Genomic DNA, 24,153 nt, shown 5'->3' on the forward strand with positions numbered 1-24,153 from the left:
AACCCGGAAAACGACCCGCTGGGGGCGTGCTATCACATCATTCAATCCAAAATCGCCATCGGATCCGGCGGCTTGTTCGGCAAGGGCTGGCTCAACGGCACCCAGGCGCACCTGGAGTTTTTGCCTGAGCGCTCCACCGATTTCATCTTCGCCGTCTATGCCGAGGAATTCGGCCTGATCGGCGTTACAGTCTTGCTGGCCCTGTATCTGTTCATCGTCTTTCGTGGCATGCTCATCGCCGTGCAGGCGCAAAGCTCGTTCGGAAAGTTGTTGGCCGGCAGCCTCACGCTCACATTTTTCGTCTATGTTTTTGTCAACATCGGCATGGTCACGGGACTGTTGCCCGTGGTCGGTCTGCCGCTGCCCCTGATCAGCTATGGCGGCACCTCTTTGGTGACCATGATGGCGGCCTTCGGTATGCTGATGTCCGTTCACACCCACAGGAAACTATTGTCCAGTTAGTGTGCCGACGCCAGCTTGAGCGGGCACACCGGAGCAGGAGACCCATGAAGGCGTATATCTCGCGACCCGCACTGTTGCTGGCCTGGCTCATTGCCGTCCCCGGCCCGGCCCAGGCTGACCTGACGGAACGCGCCGAGGTGCGCGCCTTTATCACCGACATGGTGACCCGGCATCATTTTGAAGAAAACATGTTGCGCCACTTGTTTGCCCAGGTCAGCGTGCGCGATTCCATCATCAAAGCCATCACCCGCCCGGCGGAAGCCAAACCCTGGTACGAATACCGGCAGATTTTCGTCCGGCCGGCACGCATCCGGGGAGGCGTGGACTTTTGGAACAAGCATGCCGCTGATCTGGAACGGGCGGAACAGGTGTACGGTGTTCCACCGGAAGTGGTGACTGCTATCATTGGAGTGGAAACCCGCTACGGCAGACAGACGGGCGGCTACCGCGTGATGGACGCGCTGGCCACGCTGGGTTTCGATTATCCGCCGCGGGGTGATTTTTTCCGGCGCGAGTTGGAGCACTACTTGTTGCTCACCCGGGAAGAAGGCATAGACCCCATGAGCCTGAAAGGCTCTTACGCCGGCGCCATGGGAATGGGTCAGTTTATCGCCAGCAGTTTTCGCGCCTACGCGGTGGACTTCGACGACGACGGCAAACGGGATTTGTGGCACAGCGTCAGCGACGCCATCGGCAGCGTGGCCCACTATCTCAGCCGCCATGGCTGGGTACGGGGCGGGCCGGTGGCAACGCGGGCCAACGCCAGCGGCAAGGCCGCTGCGGCGCTGGTGGCGCAGGGCATTGAACCCCGACGCCCCCTGGCTGAGTTCACCGCCCGCGGCATCAAGCCCCAGGCAGACTGGCCCGATACCGAATTGGCGGCTCTGATCGAGTTGGAGCAAAAGGATGGACCGGAATACTGGCTGGCGGCCAATAATTTCTATGTCATCACCCGCTACAACCACAGCCAGCTGTATGCCATGGCGGTCTATCAGCTGGCCCAGGCCATACGGCGGGAGCAGCGGGCCGGTGTGGCCTCGCGCGCACCTTAGGTTCATCACACTCGGCCTTTGCGCCGCGCTGCTGACCGCCTGCGCGGCCCTGCCCCCGGATCGCCGTGACGGGCCGCCGGGGCGGCCGCTCGATGTGTCCCGAATCCCCGACGCCGTTCCCAGGCTGGAACCCCTGGCCGCCAGCGGCAACATGGCCAGCTACACCATCAATGGCCGCCGTTACCAGACCCGGCCGAGCAGCCGCGGCTATGTGGCGCGGGGCGTGGCCTCCTGGTATGGGGTCAAGTTCCACGGCCGCAAAACCTCCAGCGGTGAACCCTATGATATGTACGCCATGACCGCCGCCCACCGCAGCCTGCCCTTGCCCACCTACGTCCAGGTGACCAACCTGGACAACGGCCGCCGGGTCATCGTCAAGGTCAATGACCGGGGGCCCTTTCACGACCACCGCCTGATTGATCTGTCATACGCCGCGGCGGTGAAGCTGGGTTTCGCCGAGCGCGGCACGGCGCGGGTTGAGGTCCGCGCCATAGACCCCCGCCGCTGGCCGCCGAAGCCGTCGGATACCCGCCGCGCAGCCCCGGGAGACGCCCCGCTGTACGTCCAGGTGGGCGCCTACCGTCAACGCGGCAATGCCGAGCGCATCTCCCGGCAGCTGCGTGACCTGGGTCATGGCGTCTACATTCTGCCCACCACCGGGGACAAACCGGGACAGGCTTTGTACCGTGTCCGCATGGGGCCGTTTCACGACATGCGTGAAGCCAGCCGTCTGTCCGCCGACTTGCGCCGCCGGGGCATCAAAACCCCACGTATCGTGGCAGACTGAGCAGCCTGTGGAACAGCCCAGACCAAATTGCCCCCGGGTTCATCGGGATCCCGGTTGCGGTTACAATAGCGCCGGCCCCTTTTCAGCTGTCACTGCGATACCATGACCTTATCCTCCCGCTATCCTTGCCGCTTCAGCACACTGCTGCTCAGCGTGGTTCTTGCCCTGAGCGTTGTCGTTCCGGCCTGGGGCCTCACCGTGCCGGCACCGCCCCCCATCGCCGCCAGGGCGTACATCCTGCAGGATTTCAACAGCGGCCGTATCCTCGCCAGCGAGCACGCCACGGAACGGGTGGAACCGGCCAGTCTCACCAAGCTCCTGACCGCCTACATCGTCTTCAAGGAATTGCGCGAAGGCCGCCTGCGGCTCGGCGACAAAGTACTCATCAGTGAGAAAGCCTGGCGCACCCCGGGCTCCCGCACCTTTGTGGAGGTGGGCTCCAAGGTGCCGGTGGAACAACTGCTGCAGGGCGTCATCGTGCAATCGGGCAACGACGCCACCGTGGCCCTGGCGGAACACATCGCCGGCAGCGAGGCGGTGTTTGCCGGGCTGATGAACCAGCAGGCAGCGGCACTGGGCCTTGCGGGCAGCCACTTCGTCAACAGCACCGGCCTGCCCCACGCGGATCACTACACCACCGCCCAGGACCTGGCCACCCTCACCCGCGCCCTGATCAAGGACTTCCCGGAATACTACCGCTGGTATTCCCAACGCGAGTTTACCTACAACGGCATCCGCCAGCACAACCGCAACAAACTGTTGTGGCGGGACAGCACCGTGGACGGGGTCAAGACCGGCCACACCGAGTCCGCCGGCTATTGCCTGGTGGCCTCGGCGCTGCGGGACGAGATGCGCCTGATCTCCGTGGTGGTGGGCACCAAAAGCGAAAATGCCCGGGCCAGGGAAAGCCAGGCCCTGCTCAACTACGGTTTCCGCTTCTTCGAAACCCACCGCCTCTACGGCGCCGGCGAAACCGTCTCTCGGGCGCGCATCTGGAAAGGGGCCCGCGCAAGCCTTCCCCTGGGACTGGGCGATGATCTGTACATCACCCTGCCGCGGGGCCAGTACGACCGGCTCCAGGCTGCGCTCAAAGTGCGCGACCCACTCATTGCCCCTGCCGTGAAGGGGCGCCCCTACGGCCAGCTGGTGCTCAGCCTGGCCGGTAAGCCCGTAGTGCAAAAACCGCTGCTGGCGCTGGACGATGTGCCCGAAGGCAGCTTCTTCGACCGCCTCAGCGACGAAATCCGGCTCTGGTTTGAATGACATGGCGGTGGTGTATCTCAACGGGACGTATCTGCCCCCCGAACAAGCCACGGTGCCCGTCACCGACCGGGGCTTCATCTTCGGCGACGGGGTGTATGAATTGATCCCCGTCTACGGTGGCCGGCTGTTCCGCCTGGACGAACACCTGGCGCGCCTGGAGCACAGCCTGGCCGGTGCCCGCATTCAAAACCCCATGGACCGCCCCGCTTGGCGGCATTGTCTCGAAGAGCTGGTCAGACGCAATGGCAGCGGGGATTTGAGCCTGTATCTGCAAATCACCCGCGGTGCCGCCCCCCGCGATCACGCCTTTCCGGCCCGTACCCCCCCCACCGTGTTTGCCAGTGCCGAGGCCCTGAAGCCGGTACCGCGAAAGTGGCGGGAACAGGGTGTGGCGGCGGTCACCCTGGCGGACAGCCGCTGGACGCACTGCCATCTCAAAACCATCGCCCTGCTGCCTAACATTCTGCTGCGGCAACAGGCGGTGGAACGGGGGGCGGTAGAGGCCATTTTGATACGCGACGGCCAGGTCACCGAGGGCGCGGCCAGCAATGTGTTTGCCGTGATCGAGGGCGAAATCCGCACCCCCCCCAAAGGCCCCCTGCTGTTGCCCGGCATCACCCGCGACGTGGTGCTGGAGCTGGCAGCCGCAGAAGGACTGCCCCACCGGGAAACAGCCTTGCCGGCCACTGATCTGCAACGGGCAACGGAAATCTGGCTCACCAGTTCCACCCGTGAAATCGTGCCGGTCACCACCCTGGACGGCATCGCAGTGGGCCGGGGCCGGCCCGGCCCACTGTGGCGCGCCCTAAGCGCGGCGTTCGAACATTTCAAGGAGAACCAGCGGCGGCGCGGGGATTGAACCGGCCCGGCGCCCGGCCGTCCAATGCACGATGACTGAAACGGCTGACTCTGCTTTGAAGTTCCCCTGTGACTTCCCCATCAAAGCCCTGGGCGCACAGCGGGAGGATTTCGACCGCCTGGTGGTGGCCATCGTCCGCCGCCATGTCCCGGACCTGGGGGAAGGCGCCGTGAGCACCCGCACCAGCCGGGGCGGCAACTACTTGTCTGTCACCGTTACCGTACGCGCCACCAGCCGCGCCCAGCTGGACGCCATTTACCGGGACCTGGTGGATTGTGAACACGTCATGATGGCCCTGTAGCCCCCTCGATCGCGGCTTTCCTTTTGAGCAAGGGGGCCGCGGAGACCGGATCCGTTGTTGCCATGCCCCTACCCCTCACCGTCCGTCACCTCAGCCTGCAAGACTACCTGCCTGTGTGGCGCGCCATGCAGGCATTCACCAAGCAGCGCAGCGCCACAACAGGCGACGAACTCTGGCTGGTGGAACATCCCCCTGTTTTCACCCTGGGACTGAACGGCAAGAGCGAGCACGTGCTGGACGCCGGTGACATTCCCGTGATCCGCATCGACCGTGGCGGACAAGTGACCTATCACGGACCGGGCCAACTGGTGGCTTATCCCCTGCTCGATGTCAGGCGATTGAAACTGGGGGTGCGCCCGCTGGTAAACGCCCTGGAACGCAGCGTCATTGCCTTGTTGGCCGACTACGGCGTTGCCGCCCGGGCCCGCCCGGACGCCCCCGGCGTTTACGTGGGCAGCGCCAAAATAGCCGCCCTGGGACTCCGGCTGCGGCGGGGCTGCTGCTATCACGGCCTGAGTTTAAACATCGACATGGATTTGTCGCCTTTTGAGCGCATCAATCCCTGTGGCTTCCAAAACATGCCGGTCACGCAGCTCCGTGCCGTGGCTGAGATACCCAGCATGGCAGCAGTGCAAGACGGCTTGATGGCGCATTTTTGCACCCAGTTGGGCTACACTGCCCAGGCCGGCGCGGCCCTGCCGCCCGATCTTGAGCTTTCCAAACGCGAGTCAAACCGTGTCACAGCACCGCAAACCTAGCCCACCCACCCGCCAGCGGGGCGCCGAAAAAGTCGCCCGCATTCCCGTGAAAATCGAGCCGACTGCCGGATTTCAGCGCAAACCACGCTGGATTCGGGCCCAGGCACCCACCTCGCCCAAGGTCACCGAACTCAAACGCATCCTGCGGGAAAAACGGCTGCACACGGTGTGCGAAGAAGCCTCCTGCCCCAACCTGGGGGAATGCTTCAGTCACGGCACGGCGACTTTCATGATCATGGGGGATATCTGCACCCGCCGCTGCCCCTTTTGCGACGTGGCCCACGGCCGCCCCGCTCCCCTGGACGGTGACGAACCCGCCCACCTGGCGGACACCATCAGCGCCATGGGCCTGCGCTATGTGGTCATCACCTCTGTGGACCGGGACGATTTGCGCGACGGCGGCGCGGGGCACTTCCGTGCCTGCATCGAAGCGGTGCGAACAAAGAGCCCCGCCACCCGGATCGAAGTCCTGGTGCCCGATTTCCGCGGCCGGATGGACAACGCCCTGGAACGGCTGTTGGCAGCGCCGCCGGATGTGTTCAATCACAACCTGGAGACCGTTCCGCGGCTGTACCGGGCGGTACGACCCGGCGCCGATTACCGGCAATCGCTGGAACTGATCCGCCGCTTCAAAGCGGCCGCGCCGGCGGTGCCGACCAAATCCGGCCTCATGCTGGGCCTGGGCGAGACCCGCGGGGAAGTGCTGGAGGTGCTGCACGATCTCCGCGCCCACGGCTGCGACCGCCTTACCCTGGGGCAATACCTGCAACCCAGCCGCCACCACCTCCCCGTCACCCGCTATCTGGACCCGGAAGAATTCGCCGCCCTGCGCGAGGCCGCCGAGACCCTGGGCTTCAGTCACGTGGCCAGCGGCCCCCTGGTACGCTCGTCCTACCACGCGGATTTGCAAGCGGCGGGGGAACAGGTGTCCTAGGAACCTGCGCTTCTCACCCGGGGGCGAGATGATCGCGCCAGGCTTTGGAGTCACCGGGATATTCTGACAACGCGGAACAGGTGCTTTGCTGCACGGAAGAGAGCAGCGGGCCCTGGACACACGGCTGCCCCGATTGCCCCGCATTTGTTCGAGCACCGGAAAAAAAGCGCGCGGTTGGGCGGGCCAAATGGCACTTTTGCGCCGTATCAGGAAAATCCGGGGCGGCTAAGAAAGGGAGGAACGCCCGGGACCTTGGGGAGAGGGAGGGTGTCCCGGGCGTTCACTGTGTCGCGGGTTAAGCGACTGCCACGTATAGGGCCATACCGAAGGCGGCGACGGTAAAACTCAACATTGACCAATAGTCATCACTCATGGCTGCACTCCTCATCTGTAGTGGGGGGAGGGTCCACAAATGAACGTGTGCACGAGATTGTCGGCTTTACGCTTAGCTCTCCGCATTGCGGCGCGGCACCACTTGGACTGTTTCCGGTGCACGCGCTACACTTCGCTTTTCCGGTCCGTTGACCGGAGCCCTCGCCAGCTTTTCGCCGGCTCCTTGTGACATTGAGTTTCGGGATGCCGAGTGACAAATCTCGTCAGCGTTCAAACATCTCAGACTCGGGATACAGTATAGCCCCATGCCAAGACATATAAAATTCGATTATTATTAATACTACCCTCGAGAAAATCGAACAATTCCTGGCATGCCCAGTATTAATTTCAAGCATTTACATTACTTTTGGGTCGTCGCCAAGGAAGGCAGTATCGCCCGGGCCAGCGAAATCCTGCATCTGACCCCGCAGACCATCAGCGGCCAGCTGCGCCTGCTGGAGGAAAGCATGGGGGTGGCCCTGCTGGAAAAAGCGGGCCGCGGCCTGGCCTTGACAGAAGCGGGGCGGGTGGCTTTGAGTTACGCTGACGACATTTTCCTGCTGGGGGCTGAACTGCGGGAGGTGATGCGCCATGGGGGCGAGCGGCCCCGACAGTTTTCGGTGGGCATCCCCGACGTGATCCCAAAACTGGTGGCCTACCGCCTGCTGGAACCCGCCCTCTCTTTGCCCGATGCCACCCGCATCGTCTGCCAGGAAAATAAGCTGGAGGATCTGCTCGCCGACCTGGCGGTACACAAACTGGACATGGTCTTGGCAGACAGCTCCATGGCGGCCTCGGTTAATGTGCGGGCCTTCAATCACCTGCTGGGAGAATGCGGCGTGACCTTCTTCGGCGTGCCCGGACTGGCAGCGCGCTTTCGCAAGGGCTTTCCCCGTTCGCTGCACAACGCCCCGCTGCTCCTGCCCACGGCGGGCAGCGCCCTGCGCAGCAAGCTGACCCAGTGGTTCAGCGAGTTGGAGATCGACCCCCATGTGGCAGGCGAGTTTACCGACAGCGCCCTGATGCAGGCCTTCGGCCAGGCGGGCGTAGGCCTGTTCAGCGCGCCCAGCGCCATCGAAAATGAGATTGTCACACAACACAAAGTGACGGTGGTGGGACGCACCGACCAGATTCGCGAGCAGTTTTACGCCATTTCGCTGGAACGGAAACTCAAGCACCCCGCCATCGTCGCCATTCGGGATGCGGCCAGCCGCTCTCTGTTTTGATGACGGCGGTTCAGAAGTGCCGGGAGTGACAATTGAGATAGATCAGGTTGTGTTGCCGGCGGCCGTAATCCACCCGTGACAGGGCACCGTAGTCCACAGTGAGACGGCGGTAACGATCAAGACTGAGCCCGAGAGCATCACTCAGGGCCATACGGATAGGGCCCACATGGGAGACCACCACAACGGTCTTGTGCGCATGGCTTGAAATCACTGTATTGATCACCTGCGCCACCCGCGCCCGGAGATCGTACATAGTCTCCCCACCACGGGGCGTGAATCCGGCCGGATCCTTCTTCCAGGACAGATAATCGTCTGGAAATCCGCGCTCGATTTCATTGAAGTAGAGCCCGTCCCAAACGCCGAAACGCCGTTCGCGCAGGCCATCGTTTTCGCTTAACGGCACACCCGTCACCGATACGATGGCCTCAGCCGTGGCGCGGGTGCGGGCCGCGGGACTGCACACGATGCAGTCAATGGCGTGGTCTTTCAACAGGGCCGCCGCAGCGGCGGCCTGGCGCCGGCCTTCAGCGTTCAGGGCCGGGTCTTCCCGCTCGTCGCAGTAAATGCGATCGGTGGGAAAGTCCGTCTTGCCGTGACGAACGAAAATCACCCGTGTGCTGGTTTCTTTGTCACGCATGAAATCCTGCCCGCCCGGGTTAGTGCTTGTGTTCGGCCTCACCGTGACCGGGGGAGACGATCGCGTCCCCTTCGGCGTGAATGTGTTCATCTTGCACAGGCTCGTGCAGATGATGGTGTTCGTGGGGATGATAATGAATGTGGACGTGTTCGTGCTGATCCGGCCCGTGAGCGTGGCGGTGGGCGTGCAAGAAAGACTCTATGATGCGCCTGTGTTCTTCGTCCATCTGACCGCTGCGCAGTTTTTCGTGCAACAATTCGTGGGTCATCAAGGCCAGGGGCAATTCCAGATTGTTCTCCTCCAGCAGGGTCCGGTTGTACAGAATGTCCCGCGCCGGACCGTCTGCCACCAGTTTACCGCCGGCCAGCACCAGGCAGCGCTCGCAGACATCCAGGGCAATATCCAGATCGTGGGTACAGAGCAAAATGGTTTTGTCTGAACCCTGCAGCCATTTGATGAGCTTGCGGCGGTTGAGCGGGTCCATATTGGTGGACGGCTCGTCGAACACCAGAATATCCGGCTGGTAGGACAATACGGTGGCCAGCGCCAGGCGCTTGCGTTCACCAAAAGATAAGTGAAACGAGGCGCGTTCCTCGAAGCCCTCCAGGCCCACCAGGGCCAGGGCCTCTTTGGCGCGCCGTTGCACGTCGTCGTGGGGCAGGCCCAGGTTCAGGGGCCCGAAAGCCACATCGTCGAACACGGAGGGACAAAACAACTGGTCATCGGGGTCCTGGAATACGATGCCGACCTTGCGGCGGATTTGCGTGAGCGCGCCCTTCTCCACTTTCAAGCCGCCAATGCTCACACTACCCTCGGCTGCCATCTCAACGCCGTTGAGCAAACTCATAAAGGTGGACTTGCCCGCGCCATTGGGACCGATGAGAGCAACCTTTTCACCGGGTGCTATGCGACAGCTCACCCCCTTGAGCACCTGGTGCCCGTCGGGATAGCTGAACCAGACATTGTTTACCGCTATGGCTGCGTGGTCTTCCATATATCAACTACCGTCCTGCGCCCAACTCTCAGTACCAGCCCGCTGTCGCCACGGAAAAGGCCCCCGACAGATCCGTCGCCAGCAATACCAGGCCCAGCCCACCGACGACAATGGCTTTGGCTTTGTCGGTACCGTCGGCGTGAAACTCGACCAATGTGCGAAAACGACCGTCATAGCCTTTGGAGAGCATGGCTTTGTAGATGCGCTCAGTGCGCTCGAAGCTGCGCACCAGCAAGGTACCCACAAAGTGACCCAACACGCTCAGGGTACGCCCGTCAGTGCGCTTGACGAAGCCCCGCGCCCGCATGGCGGTATCCATGCGTTTCATCTCGGCAAGAAACACAAAAATATAACGATAGGTGAACAACACGATCTGAACGAGCACCGGGGGACACTTGAGCCGTTGCAAGGCGATCATGGACACATCAAAACGGCTGGAGCCAAACACGGCATACGCCGTCAGGACGATAGCCAGCGCTTTGGTGACAATGAGCGCCGCCAGACGCACGCCTTCCCACGCAAACCCCAGACCTAAAACCTGAGTGCCCGCCGCCCCCGGATAGCTGAACGGCAGAATCAGAAAGAACGGCAGGAGAAACAACAACACCCAGGACACACCGTGACGGACAAAGTGAAACGGCAGGCCCGCCAGACGCACCAGCACCAGCGCGCTGCCGAGGGCCAGGACGGCGACCGGCAGGCTGTGCACCACTGCCATGGCAACGATCAAGACACTCGCCGCGGCCAGCTTGTAGCGCGGGTCCCAGCGCCGCAGGGGCGTATCCAAGTGGGCGTAGCGGTCAATGTCCAGCGGCACGGCGGCGAGCCTTCAGGAAACGGGCCTGCCCGCCGGTGGACGGCGGTATCCAGCCAGGACCTCGGGCTTGACCCGGGTGAGATAGGTGGCGGCGGCTGCAGTGACCGCAGCCTCAATAATCACGATGGGGAGGTGTGCCACGAGCACATACCCGGCGGTGGCAATAAAGGCTTTTCCGGTCGTCACCAGCGCCAAGGCCAGCACTGTGCCCGAAACCACCGTCCCCGTCGCGCCCGCCAGGGCCCCGAAGACAAGCTCCCGCCGGGCCATGCCGAAGCGGTGCCGCAACTGCCACACCCCGTAGGCCGCCAGAGCCCCGCCCCCCATCATCAGGCTGTTCACCCCGATTACGGAGACACCGCCATGGCCAAACAATATGGCCTGCAACACAATACCCAACATGATGGCGGCAAAGGCCCGTGGCCCCAGAACAACACCGGCCAGACCGTTGAGGATAAGGTGAATACTGGCAGGGCCGATGGGAACGCGGATCAAAGAAGCGATAAAAAACACCGAGGTCATCACAGCGATCTTGGGGATTTCTTCATTTTCCATGCGACGCAAGCTCACGGCCGCCGCGGCAGCGGTCCCCAAAAATCCGACGGCCAGGACGGGCTCCGACAAAACGCCATCTGAGATATGCATGAGCGGATGGACTCCAAAAAAGCGCGGCTGGGGCTCGCTAGCTTATCGTTGTTGTTGGACTCATTCTTTAGAACCGGCGGCGGACCGCTGGCGGGATTTCCAGTAGGCAAAGCCGCCCAACAGGCCGACAATCAGCCCTATCCCACCCACAATATCGCTGGTCGAACGCTGCGTCTTGAGGGCGTTGATTTCCCTCGCCAGGGGGCGTACGGCCTCCGCCACGGCTTTGCCGACCACGGCCTCCAGCTCCCCATCGACGCGGACCACCGCAGCTACGCCGGTTTCTCCAGCAACGTCGCCCGCCGAATCACCCTCGGCGGGATCAGCGACCAAAGTGGCGGCGAGGTCTGGATCGTCGTCCAGACGATACTCGGCGATGTGGCCCAAACCGGCATCCAACACCAGTCGCCGGGGAATTTCTCCGGGCATGGGAAAGGAAAACTCGCCCGCAGTGTCGGTCTTCCCATCCAGCAAGACGCGACCACCTTCGCCGAAAACACGGACTGTGGCGTTCTTCGCCATTTTACCGTCACTAAAATAGCCCTGGACAAACACTTGGCCCTGCTCCACGAAGGCGAACAGATTAACTTTGTGCGCCTCGGCCGGGACGGCACACACCAAGGCGGCGACAAACCAGCAACACCTCGAAAAGCAGCAGCTGCGTACCTGAACCTTATCAAGCACTGACAAACCCTTTATCGAACCCCACACGCAATACGATGCTGTGATAGCGTCAATAATAACACGCTGCAATTAATTGTGTTACCGCTTGCTTTGTTCAGCCGTGGCTGTGGCCATGAGAGGGAACGGTGGAAGGGATGGCCTGCCCGGTGGTCGCCATGGCAAGCGAACCGTGCTTGACGCCCCGGGTGGCCACCAGCTTGTCAGCAAAGGCTTGTAACAAGTGGCCTTTGCCACTGACCACCATCACTTCCAGACAATTGTGGTGATCCAGGTGAACGTGCAGAACGGATTTGATTTCCCCTTCGAACGAATGCTGAAGGTGGGTGAGCTGACTCATGAGTTCGCGGGTATGATGATCGTAGACGATGGTGATCGTGCCAACGGTGTCCTGGTCGCTGTCCCATTCCTCTTTCACCAGACGATCACGGATCAGATCGCGTATGGCCTCGGACCGGTTGGCATACCCTTTGTCCTGAATCAGCTGATCGAAGTGGGTGAGTAATTCCGCATCAATTGAAACGCCGAATCGTACAAGCTCGCTCATGATTTCAGCCCTGCCCGCCTACGGATTGCCACACAGAAAACAAAAAGGCCGCGAGCAAGCACTCACGGCCCTGGCTGGAAATAACTGTCTACTCAAGCTCATGCGGAACGTTTCATGCCCCCGGCATTCACACCGGGGTCTTCGGTGTTGCGTTCCACCCACCGCTTGCCTTCAGCGGTAGATTCACACTTCCAGAACGGCGCCCGTTCTTTGAGATAGTTGATGATATAACGACAAGCATCAAACGCGTGGGCCCGATGGGCCGACCATACCGCCACCAGCACGATGGGCTCGGTAACCGCAATTTCCCCATGACGATGCACCACCAAGGCGTCGATCACGTCCCATTTTTCCAGGGCTTCCCTGCACACATTCTCGATGTGCTTCTCGGTCATGCCCGGATAGTGTTCGAGGAACATGGACGACACATCATGGCCATCGTTGAAATCGCGCATGGTGCCCACGAACGTCACTACCGCCCCGTGCTTGCCCTTGGGCAGGTGTTGATCCTCGTAGTCGCGCGTGGCCTGGTAAGGATCAAACAGACCGTCTTGCAGCACAACCTTCACTGCGCACCCCCGGTCACCGGCGGAAAGAAGGCGACTTCGTCACCGTCTTTTACCACGTGGGCGCCATCGGTATATTCCATGTTGACGGCGATCAGAACATTCTCCGGCAGGGCCTGGCCGGGAGACATGCGCCCCCACAACTCCGCTACCGTAATGGTCTCGCTGTCCAGGGACACAGCTTCTTCCGCCCGTCCCATGCGATCGCGCATATTGGCGAAATATCGGATTTTCACGCTCATGGTTCCCCGCTCCTTCAAGCGCTGCGGCGCCAAGTGCCAGACTTGCCACCGGACTTGGCCAACAGGCCCACGTCCTGCATCACCATGCCACGGTCCACCGCCTTGCACATATCGTAGATGGTCAGCAGGGCAATCTGCACAGCAGTCAGCGCTTCCATTTCCACTCCGGTCTGGCCCACGCAGCGCACCGTGGCCTGGCAACGCACCGCGTTTTGCTCGGGTTCCGGCGTCAATTCCAGATCTACCGCGGTGATGCTGATTGGATGAGACAAGGGAATCAGCTCCGGGGTTTTTTTCGCCCCCATAATGCCGGCCACCCGCGCGATGCCCAGCACATCACCCTTCTTGTGCCCGCCCTGGCGGATCAGCTCCAAGGTGCTGGGCGCCATAAAAATCCGCCCTTCGGCGATGGCCTCCCGTTGGGTTTGATCTTTCTTGCCCACGTCCACCATGTGCGCTTCGCCGGCGGCGTTAAAATGGGTCAGTGTATTGTCCATATCTAACCTGCTCAATATTTAGCCAACCAAAGTGCAGACCAAGATTCTTGACACCCGGCCTGACCACTTGTGCATCCGGTCCGGAACTAGCCGCCGATCTGGGTCATGCTGACGCGGCCGATATCGGCCACACTCACCCGCTTCACAGCGGATCGTTTCTTGGCTTCAAAGCCGTCTTTGGCTTTATCGGCAAAAGCCTGGCGAAACACAGCCGCGATCTCCTCATCTCCGCCCTGGGCGCGAATGACCGGCTTCACGTCGTATTCCTCGTCGGAATAGAGACAGTTGCGGATTTTACCATCGGCGGTCAGACGTATACGCGAGCAGTTGCCACACAAGCTGCGGGTGAAGGCGGGAATGATGGCGATCTTCCCGGCGTAACCCGGCACCTGGAAAATATGGTGCTCGGTGCGGGTGCCGGAGCTGTCCTCGATGCCGGGATACAGGTTTTCCAGGCTGCGGATCATGTGCTCGGCGCTGGCAAAGTGTTCACCGCTTTCCCAAATCTGGTGGGCATCGAAAGGCATGAACTCGATGAAGCGCACGGTTACGGCCTTGTCTTTGGTGAGTTCGCAAAAGGCAGGAAATTCATCCTCATTGAACCCCCGCATCATGACGACATTAACCTTGACCCTCGGGAAACCGAGATCCAGCGCAAGTTGAATGCTGTCCAGCACCTTTTGCACACCGGTGCGCCGGGTGATGCGCTGGAACTTATCGGCGTCCAGGCTGTCCAGGCTGATGTTCACACCGGTCAGTCCGGCGGACAGCAGGTCTTTGGCGTAGCGACTGAATATGATGCCGTTGGTCGTCAGATGAACCGTTTTTATCCCGGGCGTGGACGCCGCCCCATCAACCAGTTTCACAATATCCTTGCGCACCAGCGGCTCGCCGCCGGTAAAGCGGACTTTCTTAACGCCCATGCGCGCCAGGGCGCCGATGGTGCGCGTGATTTCGCCCGCGGACAAAATATGCTCCCCACCTTTGAAATCCACCCCTTCCTCGGGCATGCAATAGGTGCAGCGCAGGTTGCATTTCTCGGTGACCGCAATGCGCACGTAATCGAAAGTGCGTCCGAACTGGTCTTGCAAGGGGGGGAGGGGTGCCGGGTGAACGTTGGTAACAGATGAAGAATTAACGGTTTTGGGGAGAGTGTCAGGCTTGGTGCGACACGCGCTTTCGTCGTCATAAAGCGATTCGTTGTACAGCATGGGCTTGCCTCTAGTTTATCGTTGGTCTTCGGGCCGGCTAAACGTCATTGCCTTAACAACCCTGTTGGGGCAATCGGCGACGATGCAACACCATCTGAGGTTCCATGAGTTGCGTTGATGGGCGAGATCCGCCCGCTCCCTGAGTTCGCCGTGCAGCACTCCTGCTGCGAATGTAAAACTGCCTTCCTGGGCCTGGTCTTCCGACGCGGAAGCCGCTTCCATCCCTGGCCTTGGCGTGGTCGTCCTTGATTTATTGTCCCCCTTGGGGGGCGACCTGAAATACCAATGCCTAGTCATTCATATCGGCGGAAAGGCTGTTGTCCTTTAACGTCAGAACCCCCGTACAAACCCTTCCGCCACATGCTAGCGAAGCGCAACAGCGCATACAACGCTGTTTTTGTGTGCCAATAACACATCTTTTGGCAAATCTACTGAAAGTCAGCCATAATGTTTACGCCCGACTCCGGCGTTCAATACTCGCAAAAAACACCCAGAAAGTAAAGGCTAAGGGGACGGCCGCTGCCCAAAGCTCATCGACCAAAACACATATTATGGACACAAACACTGCACTTTCTGCCAAGGGAGCGTGGCAGATCAAAGCCCCCGTTCCCGGCGCACGCTCGCACACACCGCCCGCCGTCTACGGGGGGAAAATTTATGTCTTCGGCGGCGGCGGTCCCGCCTTTGCCAGCATGAATTCCGTCTATGCCTACGACCCCGCCCGGGACAGCTGGAAAGCCTGTGCCCCCATGCCCACCCACCGCTCGGGGACGGTTTCGGTGGTGGTGGGCGATTACATCTACGTCATGGGTGGTGGCTTCAAACAGGCCAACGGCCAGTTCCGCTTCCTCACCAAGGTGGAGATTTACCACCCCCCCACCGACGCCTGGGAAACCGGGCCCGATCTGCTGCAACCCCATGACTACCCGGCAGTCGCGCTACTGGATCACGCGATCTACGTGCTCGGCGGCCACCACCCCGATGCCACCACAGGGGGACCGAAAACCGACCCCGGCTTTGACTTCTGCGAGCGCCTGGACCTGGACACGGGCAAATGGAGCACCATCGCCCCCTTGAGTCAGCCGCGCTTTGCCCTGTCTGCGGTGACCGCCGACGGAAAGATCCTCGCCCTGGGAGGGGTCGCCTTCACGACGGAGGGATTTAACAACTTCACCCTGGTTGAGAGCTACGATCCCGCCACCAACCAATGGCAGCGGGAGGACCGCTACACGCTGCCCTGGCCCGCCGCCGGGCAGGCGAGCTGCACCCTGGGTGGCTATCTCTATCTGTTCGGGGGCTACAGCACCGACAACATCCACGCCCGTGCCGCGCGGCTGAACCTGAGCGGGGGCGTATGGGAGCGGCTGCCGGACATGCCCGCCCCCCGCGCAGCCATGGGCCTGACGGTGCTGGATGAGACCATTTACCTCATCGGGGGCTGGGCCGATGACGGCCGCACGCCACAAGACAGCGTTTTCGCCTACACCGTCAGCTGAACTTGGCCCTCAATCTCAATGATGACCAGCTGAGCCGCTACAGCCGCCACCTCCTGCTCACCGAGATCGACGAGCTCGGTCAAAAGCGGCTGTTGGATGCCCGGATTGTGCTGGTGGGGCTGGGGGGGCTGGGCTCACCCGCCGCCTGCTATCTGGCCGCGGCGGGTGTTGGACAACTGGTGCTGTGCGACCACGACAAGGTGGACGCCTCCAACCTCCAGCGCCAGATCCTTTTTGACCACGGCGATATCGGCCGCCCCAAAGTGGACGCGGCGGCGGCGCGCATCCGGGCGCTGAATCCAGACGTGCGGCCCGTACCATACCCAGGCCGTCTGGGCGGTGCGACCCTGATCAAGGCCGTTGCAAACGCCGATCTGGTGGTGGACGGCTCTGATAATTTCGACACCCGCCTGGCCCTGAGCGCCGCTTGCGTGGCCTACCGCACCCCCCTGGTTTCCGGTGCTGTCGCCGGTTTTTCCGGCCAGGTGACGGTATTCCGCCACGACCTCTTCCCCGGGCCCTGTTACCACTGTCTCTACGGGACCGGGGAAAGCCCCCGCAACTCCTGCGCGGAGGGCGGCATCTTCGCCCCCTTGGCGGGCATCATCGGCGCTACCCAGGCGGCGGAAGCCATCAAAACCCTGCTGGACATCGGGGAAAGCATGAGCGGCCGCCTGCTGCGCCTGGACGGGCGCAACATGCGCTGGCGGGAAGCGCGGCTGCGTCCCGACCCGGCCTGCCAGGTATGCGCCGGACGGGGCCCGAAACGCTGCGAAAACCCCTGACGTTTGCTATTCTTGGTCGCCCTTTCCTCCATGCCGATCCACTATGCCAAAACAAGCCAAAGCGGTGGCCCTGATCTCCGGCGGACTGGATTCCATGCTGGCGGTGCGCGTCTTGCAGGACCAGGGCGTGCACGTAGAAGGGCTGAACTTCTTCACTGGGTTTTGCGTGGAGGGGCACACCCACGCCCTCCGCCAAAAAGACCGGGCCAAACCCAAACGCAACAATGCCCTGTGGGTGGCCGAGCAGCTGGGGATCAAGCTGCACATCGTCGATGTGGTGGAAGACTACAAAAACGTGCTCACCCGGCCCAGGCACGGCTATGGCGCCCACCTCAACCCCTGCCTGGACTGCAAAGGCTTCATGGTGGGGCAGGCGCAGGCGTGGATGGTGCAAAACGGCTTCGACTTCATCATCACCGGCGAGGTACTGGGGCAGCGGCCCATGTCCCAGCGGCGCGACACCCTGCCCTTGATCGCGAAAGAATCCGGTGCCGGCGACCGCCTGCTGCGGCCGCTGTGCGCCAAGCTGCTGCCCCCCACCCTGCCTGAGCGCGAAGGCTGGGTGGACCGCGAACGCCTGCATGACTTCGCCGGCCGCAGCCGCAAACCCCAGATAGCTTTGGCGGAGCACTATGGCCTCCACGACTATGCCCAGCCGGCCGGCGGCTGCTGTTTCCTCACCGACGCCAGCTACAGCGCCAAGCTGGTGGACCTGTGGCAGGCCCAGGGCAGTCAGCAGTACGAACTGGACGACATCATGCTGCTGAAAGTCGGCCGCCACCTGCGCCCCCGCCCGCATTTCAAGGTGATTGTCGGCCGGGAGGAAGGCGAAAACCGCTTCCTGGAGGGTTACCGCAAACGCTACACCCACCTGCGCACCCTGAGCCACAAGGGCCCGCTGGCCCTGATCGACGGCGATACCAACGACAACGATCTGCGCCTGGCCGCCGCTCTGGTGGCCCGCTTCAGTCAGGGACGGGCTGCCGCCTCGGTGAAGGTCGCCATCCAGAGCCCAGACGGCGCGGAACAGGACATGGACGTTACCCCCATGAACAAAGACGATATTCCTCAGGAGTGGTATCTGTGAGCCAACACCAGCTGGACGCCCGCCATTTGCTTTGCCCCCTGCCCGTCATCCGCACCCAGAACAAAATCAAAGAACTTGCCGACGGCGACACGCTCAGGGTACTCTGCACCGACCCTGGCGCGCTGCACGACATCCCCGCATGGTGCCGGGTGCATGGTCACCATGTGCTTGAAGCCAGCGAGGGTGAGGATGAACTGACAATAACGATAAAAGTTCAAAAGGGAGACCAGTCCGGAACCGCACCAAAATAGTGCATTCCCGCGCATTTGATTCATCATGGTGCGCAGCACACTTCTCCCCCGCGTCGCCGGGATTCGTTAAATATTTTGCAATCAATGGGTTACCCTGTGGCATAGTTAGTGCTTCGTTTTGGGGCCAAAATTCTGGTGCTGCATGCATGAACATGCAGCGAGTGTTCAGGTGACGTCTGTACAGGAATCACAACGCATCCTTTGGAGGAGCCAAATGTCCGCTAGCGCTATTTTGAATCTCATTAAAGAAAAAGAGGTGAAATTCGTCGATTTGCGTTTCGCCGATACCCGGGGGAAGGAACAACACGTCACCGTGCCGTCCGATGTAGTGGATGAAGACCTGTTCAAAGACGGCAAGATGTTTGACGGCTCCTCCATCGCCGGCTGGAAAGGCATCCAGGAATCCGACATGGTGCTGATGCCCGATGTGGACACCGCCGTCATGGACCCCTTCATGGACGAGTCCACCCTCATCATCCGCTGCGACATCCTCGAGCCTCACACCATGCAGGGCTACGAACGCGACCCCCGCTCCCTGGCCAAGCGCGCCGAGGCCTATCTGAAATCCACCGGCATCGCTGACACCGCCTACTTCGGCCCGGAACCTGAGTTCTTTGTGCTGGACGACGTCCGCTGGGGCGCCGATATGGGGGGTGCCTTCTACAAGGTGGATTCCGAGGAAGCCTCCTGGAATTCCGAGCGTGTCTTCGAAGACGGCAACATCGGCCACCGTCCCGGCGTCAAAGGCGGCTATTTTCCCGTTCCGCCGGTGGATTCCCTGCAAGACCTGCGCTCCGCCATGTGCCTGGCCCTGGGTGAGATGGGCCTCAAAACCGAGGTGCACCACCACGAAGTGGCCACCGCCGGCCAGTGTGAAATCGGCACCCAGTTCAACACCCTGGTGCGCAAGGCCGATGAATTGCTGATACTCAAATACGTGGTGCACAACGTCGCCCACGCCTACGGCAAAACCGCCACCTTCATGCCCAAACCCCTGGTGGGCGACAACGGCAGCGGCATGCACTGCCACCAGTCCCTGTCCAAAGACGGGACCAATGTGTTCTCCGGCGACCTCTACGGCGGCCTGTCTGAAACCGCCCTGTACTACATCGGCGGCATCTTCAAGCACGCCCGCGCCCTGAACGCCTTCACCAACGCCAGCACCAACAGCTACAAGCGCCTGGTGCCCGGCTACGAGGCGCCGGTGCTTTTGGCCTACTCCGCCCGCAACCGCTCCGCCTCGGTGCGCATCCCCTTCGTCTCCAGCCCCAAGGCCCGCCGGATTGAAGTGCGGTTCCCCGACTCCTGCGGCAACCCCTACTTTACCTTCGCTGCCATGATGATGGCCGGGTTGGACGGCATCCAGAACAAGATTCATCCCGGCGACGCCATGGACAAGAATCTCTACGACCTGCCGGCGGAAGAGCTGCAGAACATCCCCACCGTGTGTCACGCCCTGGATCAGGCCCTGGAAGCGCTGGATCAGGACCGCGCCTTCCTGACCGCCGGCGGCGTATTCCCCGACGACATGATTGACGGCTACCTGGAGCTGAAATCGGAAGAAGTGGACCGCTTGCGCATGACCACCCATCCGGTGGAATTCGACATGTACTACAGCATGTAACAGCTGCGCGCAAAGCCGATACGAAAACCCCCGGCTCACACCGGGGGTTTTTTTTTGGGTGCACCAGGCATGGCGCGCAGTGCCGTGACTGGCGCTATTCCCCGAGCTGTGGTGGCAAGGGGAAGATTTGGGGATAAACCTCCCCTCCCGGCCCGGCACGGGGAACGATCAGCCCAACGGCCAGAGTGCCCACCGCGAGCCGGGATCCACCGGCCCCAAAGGCAGAGCACCGGCCTGGGTTGAACATACAAGGGGACGGCGGGTGATGAGGAAAACACTCGAAATGCAGGAAGCATTGCCCGCGGCGGCGCACGGGCATCCGGGAATCCGTTTCAACGCTGCGTCCCAGGCTGAGCTCACAAATCAACCACCCACATGGGCTGCGTGCCCCGATCAAACCGCGCCCACAGGGTGGCGAAGAATTCCCCGATCACGGGGTGCCGGGCCGCGGGGGCGATTTCCGCCAACGGCCCCAGGACAAAGGCGTATTCCAGAATGTCAGCGCGCGGAAGTTTCAGACCGTTCTCATCAATAACCCGCTCATCAAAAAGCAGCAGATCGGCGTCCAGGGTGCGGTCGGCATAGCGCCGGCCACCCCGCCGCCGGCCGTGGGCGGCTTCCAGCTCCCGCAACCAGGCGGCAACGGCTTGCGGGCTGTCCATGGTATCGAAGCCCACCACCAGATTGTAAAAATTGGCGCCATCAAAGCCCACTGCTTCGCTTTCATACACGGTGGACAAAACCAGCCGTCCGTAACGGTCCTCCATGGCGGCGATGGCACTTTGGATGTGGCGTGCCCGGTCCACGTTGCTCCCCAGGCTGACATAAGCACGGGCCACTTATTTCTGCCCCCGTTCAATGATCACGCCCACATCCCGCGCGCCGCGCACGGCCCCCTGCTTGTTGAGCCTGAGGCGCAGCCACGGCACGTCGAATTCACTCAGCACAATGTCCGCCACCCGCTCGGCCAGGGTTTCCACCAGCTGAAATTCACTCTCTTCCACAAATTGAATAAGGCGCTTGGCCACGGCTTTGTAGTTGAGGGTGTCGTCCAGTTGGTCAGTGGCGGCCGCCTTGCGGATGTCCGTGGCCATTTCCAGATCCAGTATCACGGTCTGCTTGATGCGGCGTTCCCAGTCGAATACGCCGATCACTGTGTCGATCCGAAGGTCGTGCAAATATATAATGTCCACGCTCATCCATTCCTTGAAACACGGGCGTGTAACTATAAGGGCTGGCGCGGGGTCCGCCAAGGCGGCCAAAAGGACGTTTATGATGATTCTCCATGGTGTTTTGATCCTCGGCGCCTATTTGCTGGGCTCGGTTTCAGCGGCCATCGTGGCGTGCCGGGCGCTGGGCCTGCCGGACCCGCGCTCGGCAGGTTCGCGCAATCCCGGCGCCACCAATGTGCTGCGCCTCGGCGGCAAAAAGGCCGCCGCCGTGGTCTTGGCGGGAGACACGCTGAAGGGTGTGGTCCCGGTGTTGCTGGCGCGGGCCTTCGATGCCGGGGAGGGTGTGCTGGCCCTGGTGGGCGGGGCGGCCCTTGCCGGTCATTTGTATCCGGTGTATTTCAATTTTCAGGGCGGCAAGGGCGTGGCCACGGCCTTCGGCGTGTTGCTGGGGCTGGCCTGGCCGGTGGCGCTGGCGCTGCTGACGACCTGGCTGCTCATCGCCAAGGTGTTCAAGATTTCTTCTCTCGCTGCACTCAGCGCCGCCGTGCTCGCGCCGGTGTACATGTGGTGGCTGCGGCCGGAACCGGCGTTCATGATGTTGATTTTCGTCATCAGCGTGGTTCTGCTGTGGCGTCACCGCAGCAATATCCAGCGCCTGCTGAGCGGCGCGGAAGGGCGCATTGGGCGCTGAGGATTCATTGCTGGCGCTCAAGAACCTCGGGCCCAGGTCCGTGGCCTGGCTGCGGGCTGCGAACATCACCAGCGCCGGGGAATTGCGGAAGATTGGGGCGGTGGCTGCATATTTGCGCGTCAGGGAAGCCGGCTTCCGGCCCAGCGCTAATCTGCTCTACGCCCTGGCCGGAGCGCTGGCCGGGGTCCACTGGAACCGCCTGCCCAAAGCAGAGCGCAGCCGCTTGTTGTTGGAACTGGACGCGGCGGAGCAGGCCCGCCGCGCACATTCCTGACACCAGGCTGTCAGCAGGGCTGCGCTACACTGGCCGCCACCCATCACCACTTCGGAGGCGAGATGAATCTGCACACGTTTACCGTTACCGTGCCCGTGGGGCGCGACATATTGTTCAACTACCTGTCCGACCCCCACAATCTGCCCGAATGGGCCACGGTGTTCTGCAAAACACTGCGCCGGGACGGCGCAAATATCAAAATCGACACCCCCATGGGCGAACGCTATTTCCAGATTCGGGCCGATGCCGGCACCGGCGTAATCGACATGCTCAGCTCGCCCGACGGCGAAAACTGGAACACGCTGCCCACGCGGGTGATCCCCCTGGCAGACAAGCACTGCGCCTACAGTGTCTGCTTTGCCCAAGGGGACCTGCCTGACGAGCTGTTCCAGGCCCAAAGCGCATCGATAAAGCAGGAACTGGACAACATCAGACAACTGTTCAGCTAAGATGCAACCGCCATGGCGTTTCGAAAAGCAGGCCCAAGCTCAGGGCCGCGGCCGCCACAATCAGTGGCTACCCAAGAACCCGGGTATCGGATTGGGGACCGGTTGTTTTGACACGCAGGAATGTTATTCGCGTCGCTGCCTGGCCGGATATTGTGCATTGCCAAAGCCGCATGAGTGATGCGCCGCGCCGACCGCTTGTTTCAAATCGTCCAATTGCTGCGCAGCCGCCGTTTGTGGACCGCCCGGCAGCTGGCCGGGGAGCTGGAAGTGTCCGAGCGCACGGTGTACCGGGACATGCAGGATCTGATGCTCTCTGGCGTGCCCATTCAGTCGGAAGCCGGCGTGGGCTATGCTTTGCGCAAGGGCTTCGAGCTGCCGCCCCTGATGTTCACCCGGGAAGAACTCAACGCCCTGGCGCTGGGGGCGCGCATCGTGCGAAGCTGGGCGGACCATGGTCTGGGGCAGGCGGCGCAGAACGCTTTGCGCAAGGTGGAAGCCGCACTTCCCAAGGCCTTGCAGCACAAGGTGGCGGACGTCCCTTTGCTTGCTCCCTTGATTCAGATCTCCCCGCCGGTGGCAAAGACCCTGGCCGGTTTGCGCCCGGCCATCGATGCCCGCCGCAAAGTCTCTTTCGGCTACACGCGGGAAGACGGCGCATCCAGCACCCGGACCGTGTGGCCACTGGGCTTATTCTTTTGGGGCAGGGTGTGGACCCTGGGCGCCTGGTGCGAGCTGCGGAACGCCTTTCGCAACTTCAGGCTGGACCGCATGACCCGGCTCAGCACCTGCGAAGAACACTATCCCGACATGCCCGGCCGCAGGCTGAACGATTTGATCCAGGCGTATAAAAAATGTGGTGACACAAACCATGAGTGAAGCACTGAAGCGCGAAACACCCCGGCGCTGTAGCTGGGCCGGCAGCGACCCCGTGTATCTGGCCTATCATGATGAAGAATGGGGCGTGCCCTGCTGGGACGACGACAAATTATTCGAAATGCTGTTGTTGGAAGGCGCCCAGGCGGGGCTGAGCTGGCGCACCATTTTGCAAAAACGGGAGCACTACCGCAAAGCCTTCGCCGGTTTTGATGCCACCAAGATTGTCCGTTTCACTGCCCGCAAAGTGGACAGCCTGCTCCAGGATCCCGGTATCGTGCGCAACCGGCTCAAGGTGAACGCCTTCATCGGCAACGCCCGCGCTTACCTGAACATCAAAGATGATCACGACAGCTTTGCGGACTACATCTGGAATTTCGTGGACGGTAAGCCCATTCAAAACCGCTGGAAAACCATGAGCCAGGTACCCGCCTCCACGGCCCGGTCCGATGCCATGAGCAAGGACTTGAAAAAGCGGGGATTCAAATTCGTCGGCACGACAATCTGCTACGCCTATATGCAGGCGGTTGGGATGGTGAACGATCACACCACTGACTGCTTCAGACACCGGCAGGTAAACGTGCGATAGATCAAGCCGGA

Annotated in this window: 31 protein-coding genes; 19 read left to right on the forward strand and 12 right to left on the reverse strand. The window is 61.7% G+C overall.

Features of this window, described 5'->3' with window-relative positions:
• The 9 genes from ENJ19_08165 to nhaR form a co-directional block, all read left to right on the forward strand.
• Positions 1-462: rod shape-determining protein RodA (locus ENJ19_08165; protein HHM05703.1), on the forward strand; the 462-nt coding region annotated here is incomplete at its 5' end.
• A 44-nt stretch (positions 463-506) separates the two neighbouring features.
• Positions 507-1,514, forward strand: coding sequence for a lytic murein transglycosylase B (gene mltB, locus ENJ19_08170; protein ID HHM05704.1), 1,008 nt, complete (start codon positions 507-509; stop codon positions 1,512-1,514).
• Positions 1,438-2,301, forward strand: a complete 864-nt coding sequence (locus ENJ19_08175) for a septal ring lytic transglycosylase RlpA family protein (GenBank protein ID HHM05705.1) — start codon at positions 1,438-1,440, stop codon at positions 2,299-2,301. The genes mltB and ENJ19_08175 overlap by 77 nt, the downstream gene beginning before the upstream one ends.
• A 102-nt stretch (positions 2,302-2,403) precedes the next feature.
• Positions 2,404-3,564 (forward strand): D-alanyl-D-alanine carboxypeptidase, encoded by a 1,161-nt coding sequence (locus ENJ19_08180; protein HHM05706.1) that lies wholly within the window; start codon positions 2,404-2,406, stop codon positions 3,562-3,564.
• A gap of 1 nt (position 3,565) precedes the next feature.
• Complete coding sequence (locus ENJ19_08185) at positions 3,566-4,423, forward strand: D-amino acid aminotransferase (protein HHM05707.1); 858 nt, start codon at positions 3,566-3,568, stop codon at positions 4,421-4,423.
• Between the two features lie 31 nt (positions 4,424-4,454).
• Positions 4,455-4,724, forward strand: a complete 270-nt coding sequence (locus ENJ19_08190) for a DUF493 domain-containing protein (protein ID HHM05708.1) — start codon at positions 4,455-4,457, stop codon at positions 4,722-4,724.
• 62 nt (positions 4,725-4,786) lie between these two features.
• Positions 4,787-5,482, forward strand: coding sequence for a lipoyl(octanoyl) transferase LipB (lipB, locus tag ENJ19_08195; protein HHM05709.1), 696 nt, complete (start codon positions 4,787-4,789; stop codon positions 5,480-5,482).
• Positions 5,460-6,416, forward strand: a complete 957-nt coding sequence (gene lipA / locus ENJ19_08200) for a lipoyl synthase (GenBank protein HHM05710.1) — start codon at positions 5,460-5,462, stop codon at positions 6,414-6,416. The genes lipB and lipA overlap by 23 nt, the downstream gene beginning before the upstream one ends.
• Before the next feature lie 704 nt (positions 6,417-7,120).
• Entirely contained in the window at positions 7,121-8,014 is an 894-nt protein-coding gene (nhaR, locus tag ENJ19_08205; protein ID HHM05711.1) for a transcriptional activator NhaR, read from the forward strand.
• Between the two features lie 10 nt (positions 8,015-8,024).
• Here nhaR and ENJ19_08210 read toward each other — a convergent pair whose 3' ends face one another.
• From ENJ19_08210 to moaA, 10 genes are all read right to left on the reverse strand, one after another.
• A complete protein-coding gene (locus ENJ19_08210; GenBank protein ID HHM05712.1) occupies positions 8,025-8,741 on the reverse strand; it encodes a histidine phosphatase family protein in 717 nt (238 codons plus the stop codon).
• Complete coding sequence (locus ENJ19_08215) at positions 8,671-9,645, reverse strand: ABC transporter ATP-binding protein (GenBank protein HHM05713.1); 975 nt, start codon at positions 9,643-9,645, stop codon at positions 8,671-8,673. The genes ENJ19_08210 and ENJ19_08215 overlap by 71 nt, the downstream gene beginning before the upstream one ends.
• Positions 9,646-9,673: 28 nt before the next feature.
• Positions 9,674-10,462, reverse strand: a complete 789-nt coding sequence (gene cbiQ / locus ENJ19_08220) for a cobalt ECF transporter T component CbiQ (GenBank protein HHM05714.1) — start codon at positions 10,460-10,462, stop codon at positions 9,674-9,676.
• Between the two features lie 12 nt (positions 10,463-10,474).
• Entirely contained in the window at positions 10,475-11,107 is a 633-nt protein-coding gene (gene cbiM, locus ENJ19_08225) for a cobalt transporter CbiM (GenBank protein ID HHM05715.1), read from the reverse strand.
• Between the two features lie 60 nt (positions 11,108-11,167).
• Positions 11,168-11,728 (reverse strand): hypothetical protein, encoded by a 561-nt coding sequence (locus ENJ19_08230; GenBank protein HHM05716.1) that lies wholly within the window; start codon positions 11,726-11,728, stop codon positions 11,168-11,170.
• 157 nt (positions 11,729-11,885) lie between these two features.
• Positions 11,886-12,335: a nickel-responsive transcriptional regulator NikR gene (gene nikR / locus ENJ19_08235; protein HHM05717.1), complete on the reverse strand. Its 450-nt coding sequence runs from the start codon at positions 12,333-12,335 to the stop codon at positions 11,886-11,888.
• A 98-nt stretch (positions 12,336-12,433) separates the two neighbouring features.
• Positions 12,434-12,904 (reverse strand): molybdenum cofactor biosynthesis protein MoaE, encoded by a 471-nt coding sequence (locus ENJ19_08240; GenBank protein ID HHM05718.1) that lies wholly within the window; start codon positions 12,902-12,904, stop codon positions 12,434-12,436.
• On the reverse strand, positions 12,901-13,143 hold the full coding sequence (gene moaD / locus ENJ19_08245; protein ID HHM05719.1) for a molybdopterin converting factor subunit 1: 243 nt from the start codon (positions 13,141-13,143) through the stop codon (positions 12,901-12,903). The genes ENJ19_08240 and moaD overlap by 4 nt, the downstream gene beginning before the upstream one ends.
• Before the next feature lie 14 nt (positions 13,144-13,157).
• The gene (moaC, locus tag ENJ19_08250; protein HHM05720.1) at positions 13,158-13,640 is read right to left on the reverse strand and encodes a cyclic pyranopterin monophosphate synthase MoaC; all 483 of its coding nucleotides are present in this window, start codon (positions 13,638-13,640) and stop codon (positions 13,158-13,160) included.
• A gap of 86 nt (positions 13,641-13,726) precedes the next feature.
• Positions 13,727-14,851, reverse strand: coding sequence for a GTP 3',8-cyclase MoaA (moaA, locus tag ENJ19_08255; protein ID HHM05721.1), 1,125 nt, complete (start codon positions 14,849-14,851; stop codon positions 13,727-13,729).
• 551 nt (positions 14,852-15,402) lie between these two features.
• Here moaA and ENJ19_08260 point away from each other — a divergent pair.
• From ENJ19_08260 to ENJ19_08280, 5 genes are all read left to right on the forward strand, one after another.
• Positions 15,403-16,347, forward strand: a complete 945-nt coding sequence (locus ENJ19_08260; protein HHM05722.1) for a hypothetical protein — start codon at positions 15,403-15,405, stop codon at positions 16,345-16,347.
• A 2-nt stretch (positions 16,348-16,349) separates the two neighbouring features.
• Positions 16,350-17,132 (forward strand): HesA/MoeB/ThiF family protein, encoded by a 783-nt coding sequence (locus ENJ19_08265; GenBank protein ID HHM05723.1) that lies wholly within the window; start codon positions 16,350-16,352, stop codon positions 17,130-17,132.
• Positions 17,133-17,175: 43 nt separating this feature from the next.
• Complete coding sequence (locus ENJ19_08270) at positions 17,176-18,219, forward strand: tRNA (5-methylaminomethyl-2-thiouridylate)-methyltransferase (GenBank protein ID HHM05724.1); 1,044 nt, start codon at positions 17,176-17,178, stop codon at positions 18,217-18,219.
• On the forward strand, positions 18,216-18,470 hold the full coding sequence (locus ENJ19_08275; GenBank protein HHM05725.1) for a sulfurtransferase TusA family protein: 255 nt from the start codon (positions 18,216-18,218) through the stop codon (positions 18,468-18,470). The genes ENJ19_08270 and ENJ19_08275 overlap by 4 nt, the downstream gene beginning before the upstream one ends.
• Positions 18,471-18,684: 214 nt before the next feature.
• Positions 18,685-20,094 (forward strand): glutamate--ammonia ligase, encoded by a 1,410-nt coding sequence (locus ENJ19_08280; protein ID HHM05726.1) that lies wholly within the window; start codon positions 18,685-18,687, stop codon positions 20,092-20,094.
• A gap of 356 nt (positions 20,095-20,450) precedes the next feature.
• On the opposite strand, the gene folK is transcribed toward ENJ19_08280, so the two are convergent.
• Together folK and folB are read right to left on the reverse strand one after the other, a co-directional pair.
• The gene (folK, locus tag ENJ19_08285) at positions 20,451-20,933 is read right to left on the reverse strand and encodes a 2-amino-4-hydroxy-6-hydroxymethyldihydropteridine diphosphokinase (protein ID HHM05727.1); all 483 of its coding nucleotides are present in this window, start codon (positions 20,931-20,933) and stop codon (positions 20,451-20,453) included.
• Complete coding sequence (gene folB / locus ENJ19_08290) at positions 20,934-21,287, reverse strand: dihydroneopterin aldolase (GenBank protein HHM05728.1); 354 nt, start codon at positions 21,285-21,287, stop codon at positions 20,934-20,936. It lies immediately after the preceding gene.
• Between the two features lie 82 nt (positions 21,288-21,369).
• On the opposite strand from folB, the gene plsY reads away from it, so the two are divergent.
• From plsY to ENJ19_08315, 5 genes are all read left to right on the forward strand, one after another.
• Positions 21,370-21,957 carry a glycerol-3-phosphate 1-O-acyltransferase gene (gene plsY, locus ENJ19_08295; protein ID HHM05729.1) on the forward strand — a complete coding sequence of 196 codons (588 nt, stop codon included), beginning with the start codon at positions 21,370-21,372 and terminating at the stop codon, positions 21,955-21,957.
• Entirely contained in the window at positions 21,947-22,231 is a 285-nt protein-coding gene (locus ENJ19_08300) for a hypothetical protein (GenBank protein ID HHM05730.1), read from the forward strand. The genes plsY and ENJ19_08300 overlap by 11 nt, the downstream gene beginning before the upstream one ends.
• A gap of 62 nt (positions 22,232-22,293) precedes the next feature.
• A complete protein-coding gene (locus tag ENJ19_08305; protein ID HHM05731.1) occupies positions 22,294-22,680 on the forward strand; it encodes a hypothetical protein in 387 nt (128 codons plus the stop codon).
• A 177-nt stretch (positions 22,681-22,857) separates the two neighbouring features.
• On the forward strand, positions 22,858-23,556 hold the full coding sequence (locus ENJ19_08310) for a YafY family transcriptional regulator (GenBank protein HHM05732.1): 699 nt from the start codon (positions 22,858-22,860) through the stop codon (positions 23,554-23,556).
• The gene (locus ENJ19_08315; GenBank protein ID HHM05733.1) at positions 23,549-24,142 is read left to right on the forward strand and encodes a DNA-3-methyladenine glycosylase I; all 594 of its coding nucleotides are present in this window, start codon (positions 23,549-23,551) and stop codon (positions 24,140-24,142) included. Before ENJ19_08310 ends, ENJ19_08315 begins: the two co-directional genes overlap by 8 nt.
• Positions 24,143-24,153: the final 11 nt, after the last annotated feature.

This window comes from Gammaproteobacteria bacterium, from assembly GCA_011375345.1.
Lineage (GTDB): Bacteria > Pseudomonadota > Gammaproteobacteria > DRLM01 > DRLM01 > DRLM01.

Coding starts and splice junctions, on each gene's coding strand:
- cbiM (HHM05715.1), bottom strand. CDS start 11,107: ATGCATATCTCAGATGGCGTTTTGTCGGAGCCCGTCCTGGCCGTCGGA.
- ENJ19_08185 (HHM05707.1), top strand. CDS start 3,566: ATGGCGGTGGTGTATCTCAACGGGACGTATCTGCCCCCCGAACAAGCC.
- ENJ19_08315 (HHM05733.1), top strand. CDS start 23,549: ATGAGTGAAGCACTGAAGCGCGAAACACCCCGGCGCTGTAGCTGGGCC.
- ENJ19_08270 (HHM05724.1), top strand. CDS start 17,176: ATGCCAAAACAAGCCAAAGCGGTGGCCCTGATCTCCGGCGGACTGGAT.
- moaA (HHM05721.1), bottom strand. CDS start 14,851: ATGCTGTACAACGAATCGCTTTATGACGACGAAAGCGCGTGTCGCACC.
- ENJ19_08280 (HHM05726.1), top strand. CDS start 18,685: ATGTCCGCTAGCGCTATTTTGAATCTCATTAAAGAAAAAGAGGTGAAA.
- ENJ19_08305 (HHM05731.1), top strand. CDS start 22,294: ATGAATCTGCACACGTTTACCGTTACCGTGCCCGTGGGGCGCGACATA.
- ENJ19_08310 (HHM05732.1), top strand. CDS start 22,858: ATGCGCCGCGCCGACCGCTTGTTTCAAATCGTCCAATTGCTGCGCAGC.
- moaD (HHM05719.1), bottom strand. CDS start 13,143: ATGAGCGTGAAAATCCGATATTTCGCCAATATGCGCGATCGCATGGGA.
- nhaR (HHM05711.1), top strand. CDS start 7,121: ATGCCCAGTATTAATTTCAAGCATTTACATTACTTTTGGGTCGTCGCC.
- mltB (HHM05704.1), top strand. CDS start 507: ATGAAGGCGTATATCTCGCGACCCGCACTGTTGCTGGCCTGGCTCATT.
- plsY (HHM05729.1), top strand. CDS start 21,370: ATGATTCTCCATGGTGTTTTGATCCTCGGCGCCTATTTGCTGGGCTCG.
- ENJ19_08175 (HHM05705.1), top strand. CDS start 1,438: ATGCCATGGCGGTCTATCAGCTGGCCCAGGCCATACGGCGGGAGCAGC.
- ENJ19_08210 (HHM05712.1), bottom strand. CDS start 8,741: ATGAACACATTCACGCCGAAGGGGACGCGATCGTCTCCCCCGGTCACG.
- ENJ19_08190 (HHM05708.1), top strand. CDS start 4,455: ATGACTGAAACGGCTGACTCTGCTTTGAAGTTCCCCTGTGACTTCCCC.
- moaC (HHM05720.1), bottom strand. CDS start 13,640: ATGGACAATACACTGACCCATTTTAACGCCGCCGGCGAAGCGCACATG.
- ENJ19_08260 (HHM05722.1), top strand. CDS start 15,403: ATGGACACAAACACTGCACTTTCTGCCAAGGGAGCGTGGCAGATCAAA.
- nikR (HHM05717.1), bottom strand. CDS start 12,335: ATGAGCGAGCTTGTACGATTCGGCGTTTCAATTGATGCGGAATTACTC.
- ENJ19_08215 (HHM05713.1), bottom strand. CDS start 9,645: ATGGAAGACCACGCAGCCATAGCGGTAAACAATGTCTGGTTCAGCTAT.
- lipB (HHM05709.1), top strand. CDS start 4,787: ATGCCCCTACCCCTCACCGTCCGTCACCTCAGCCTGCAAGACTACCTG.
- ENJ19_08180 (HHM05706.1), top strand. CDS start 2,404: ATGACCTTATCCTCCCGCTATCCTTGCCGCTTCAGCACACTGCTGCTC.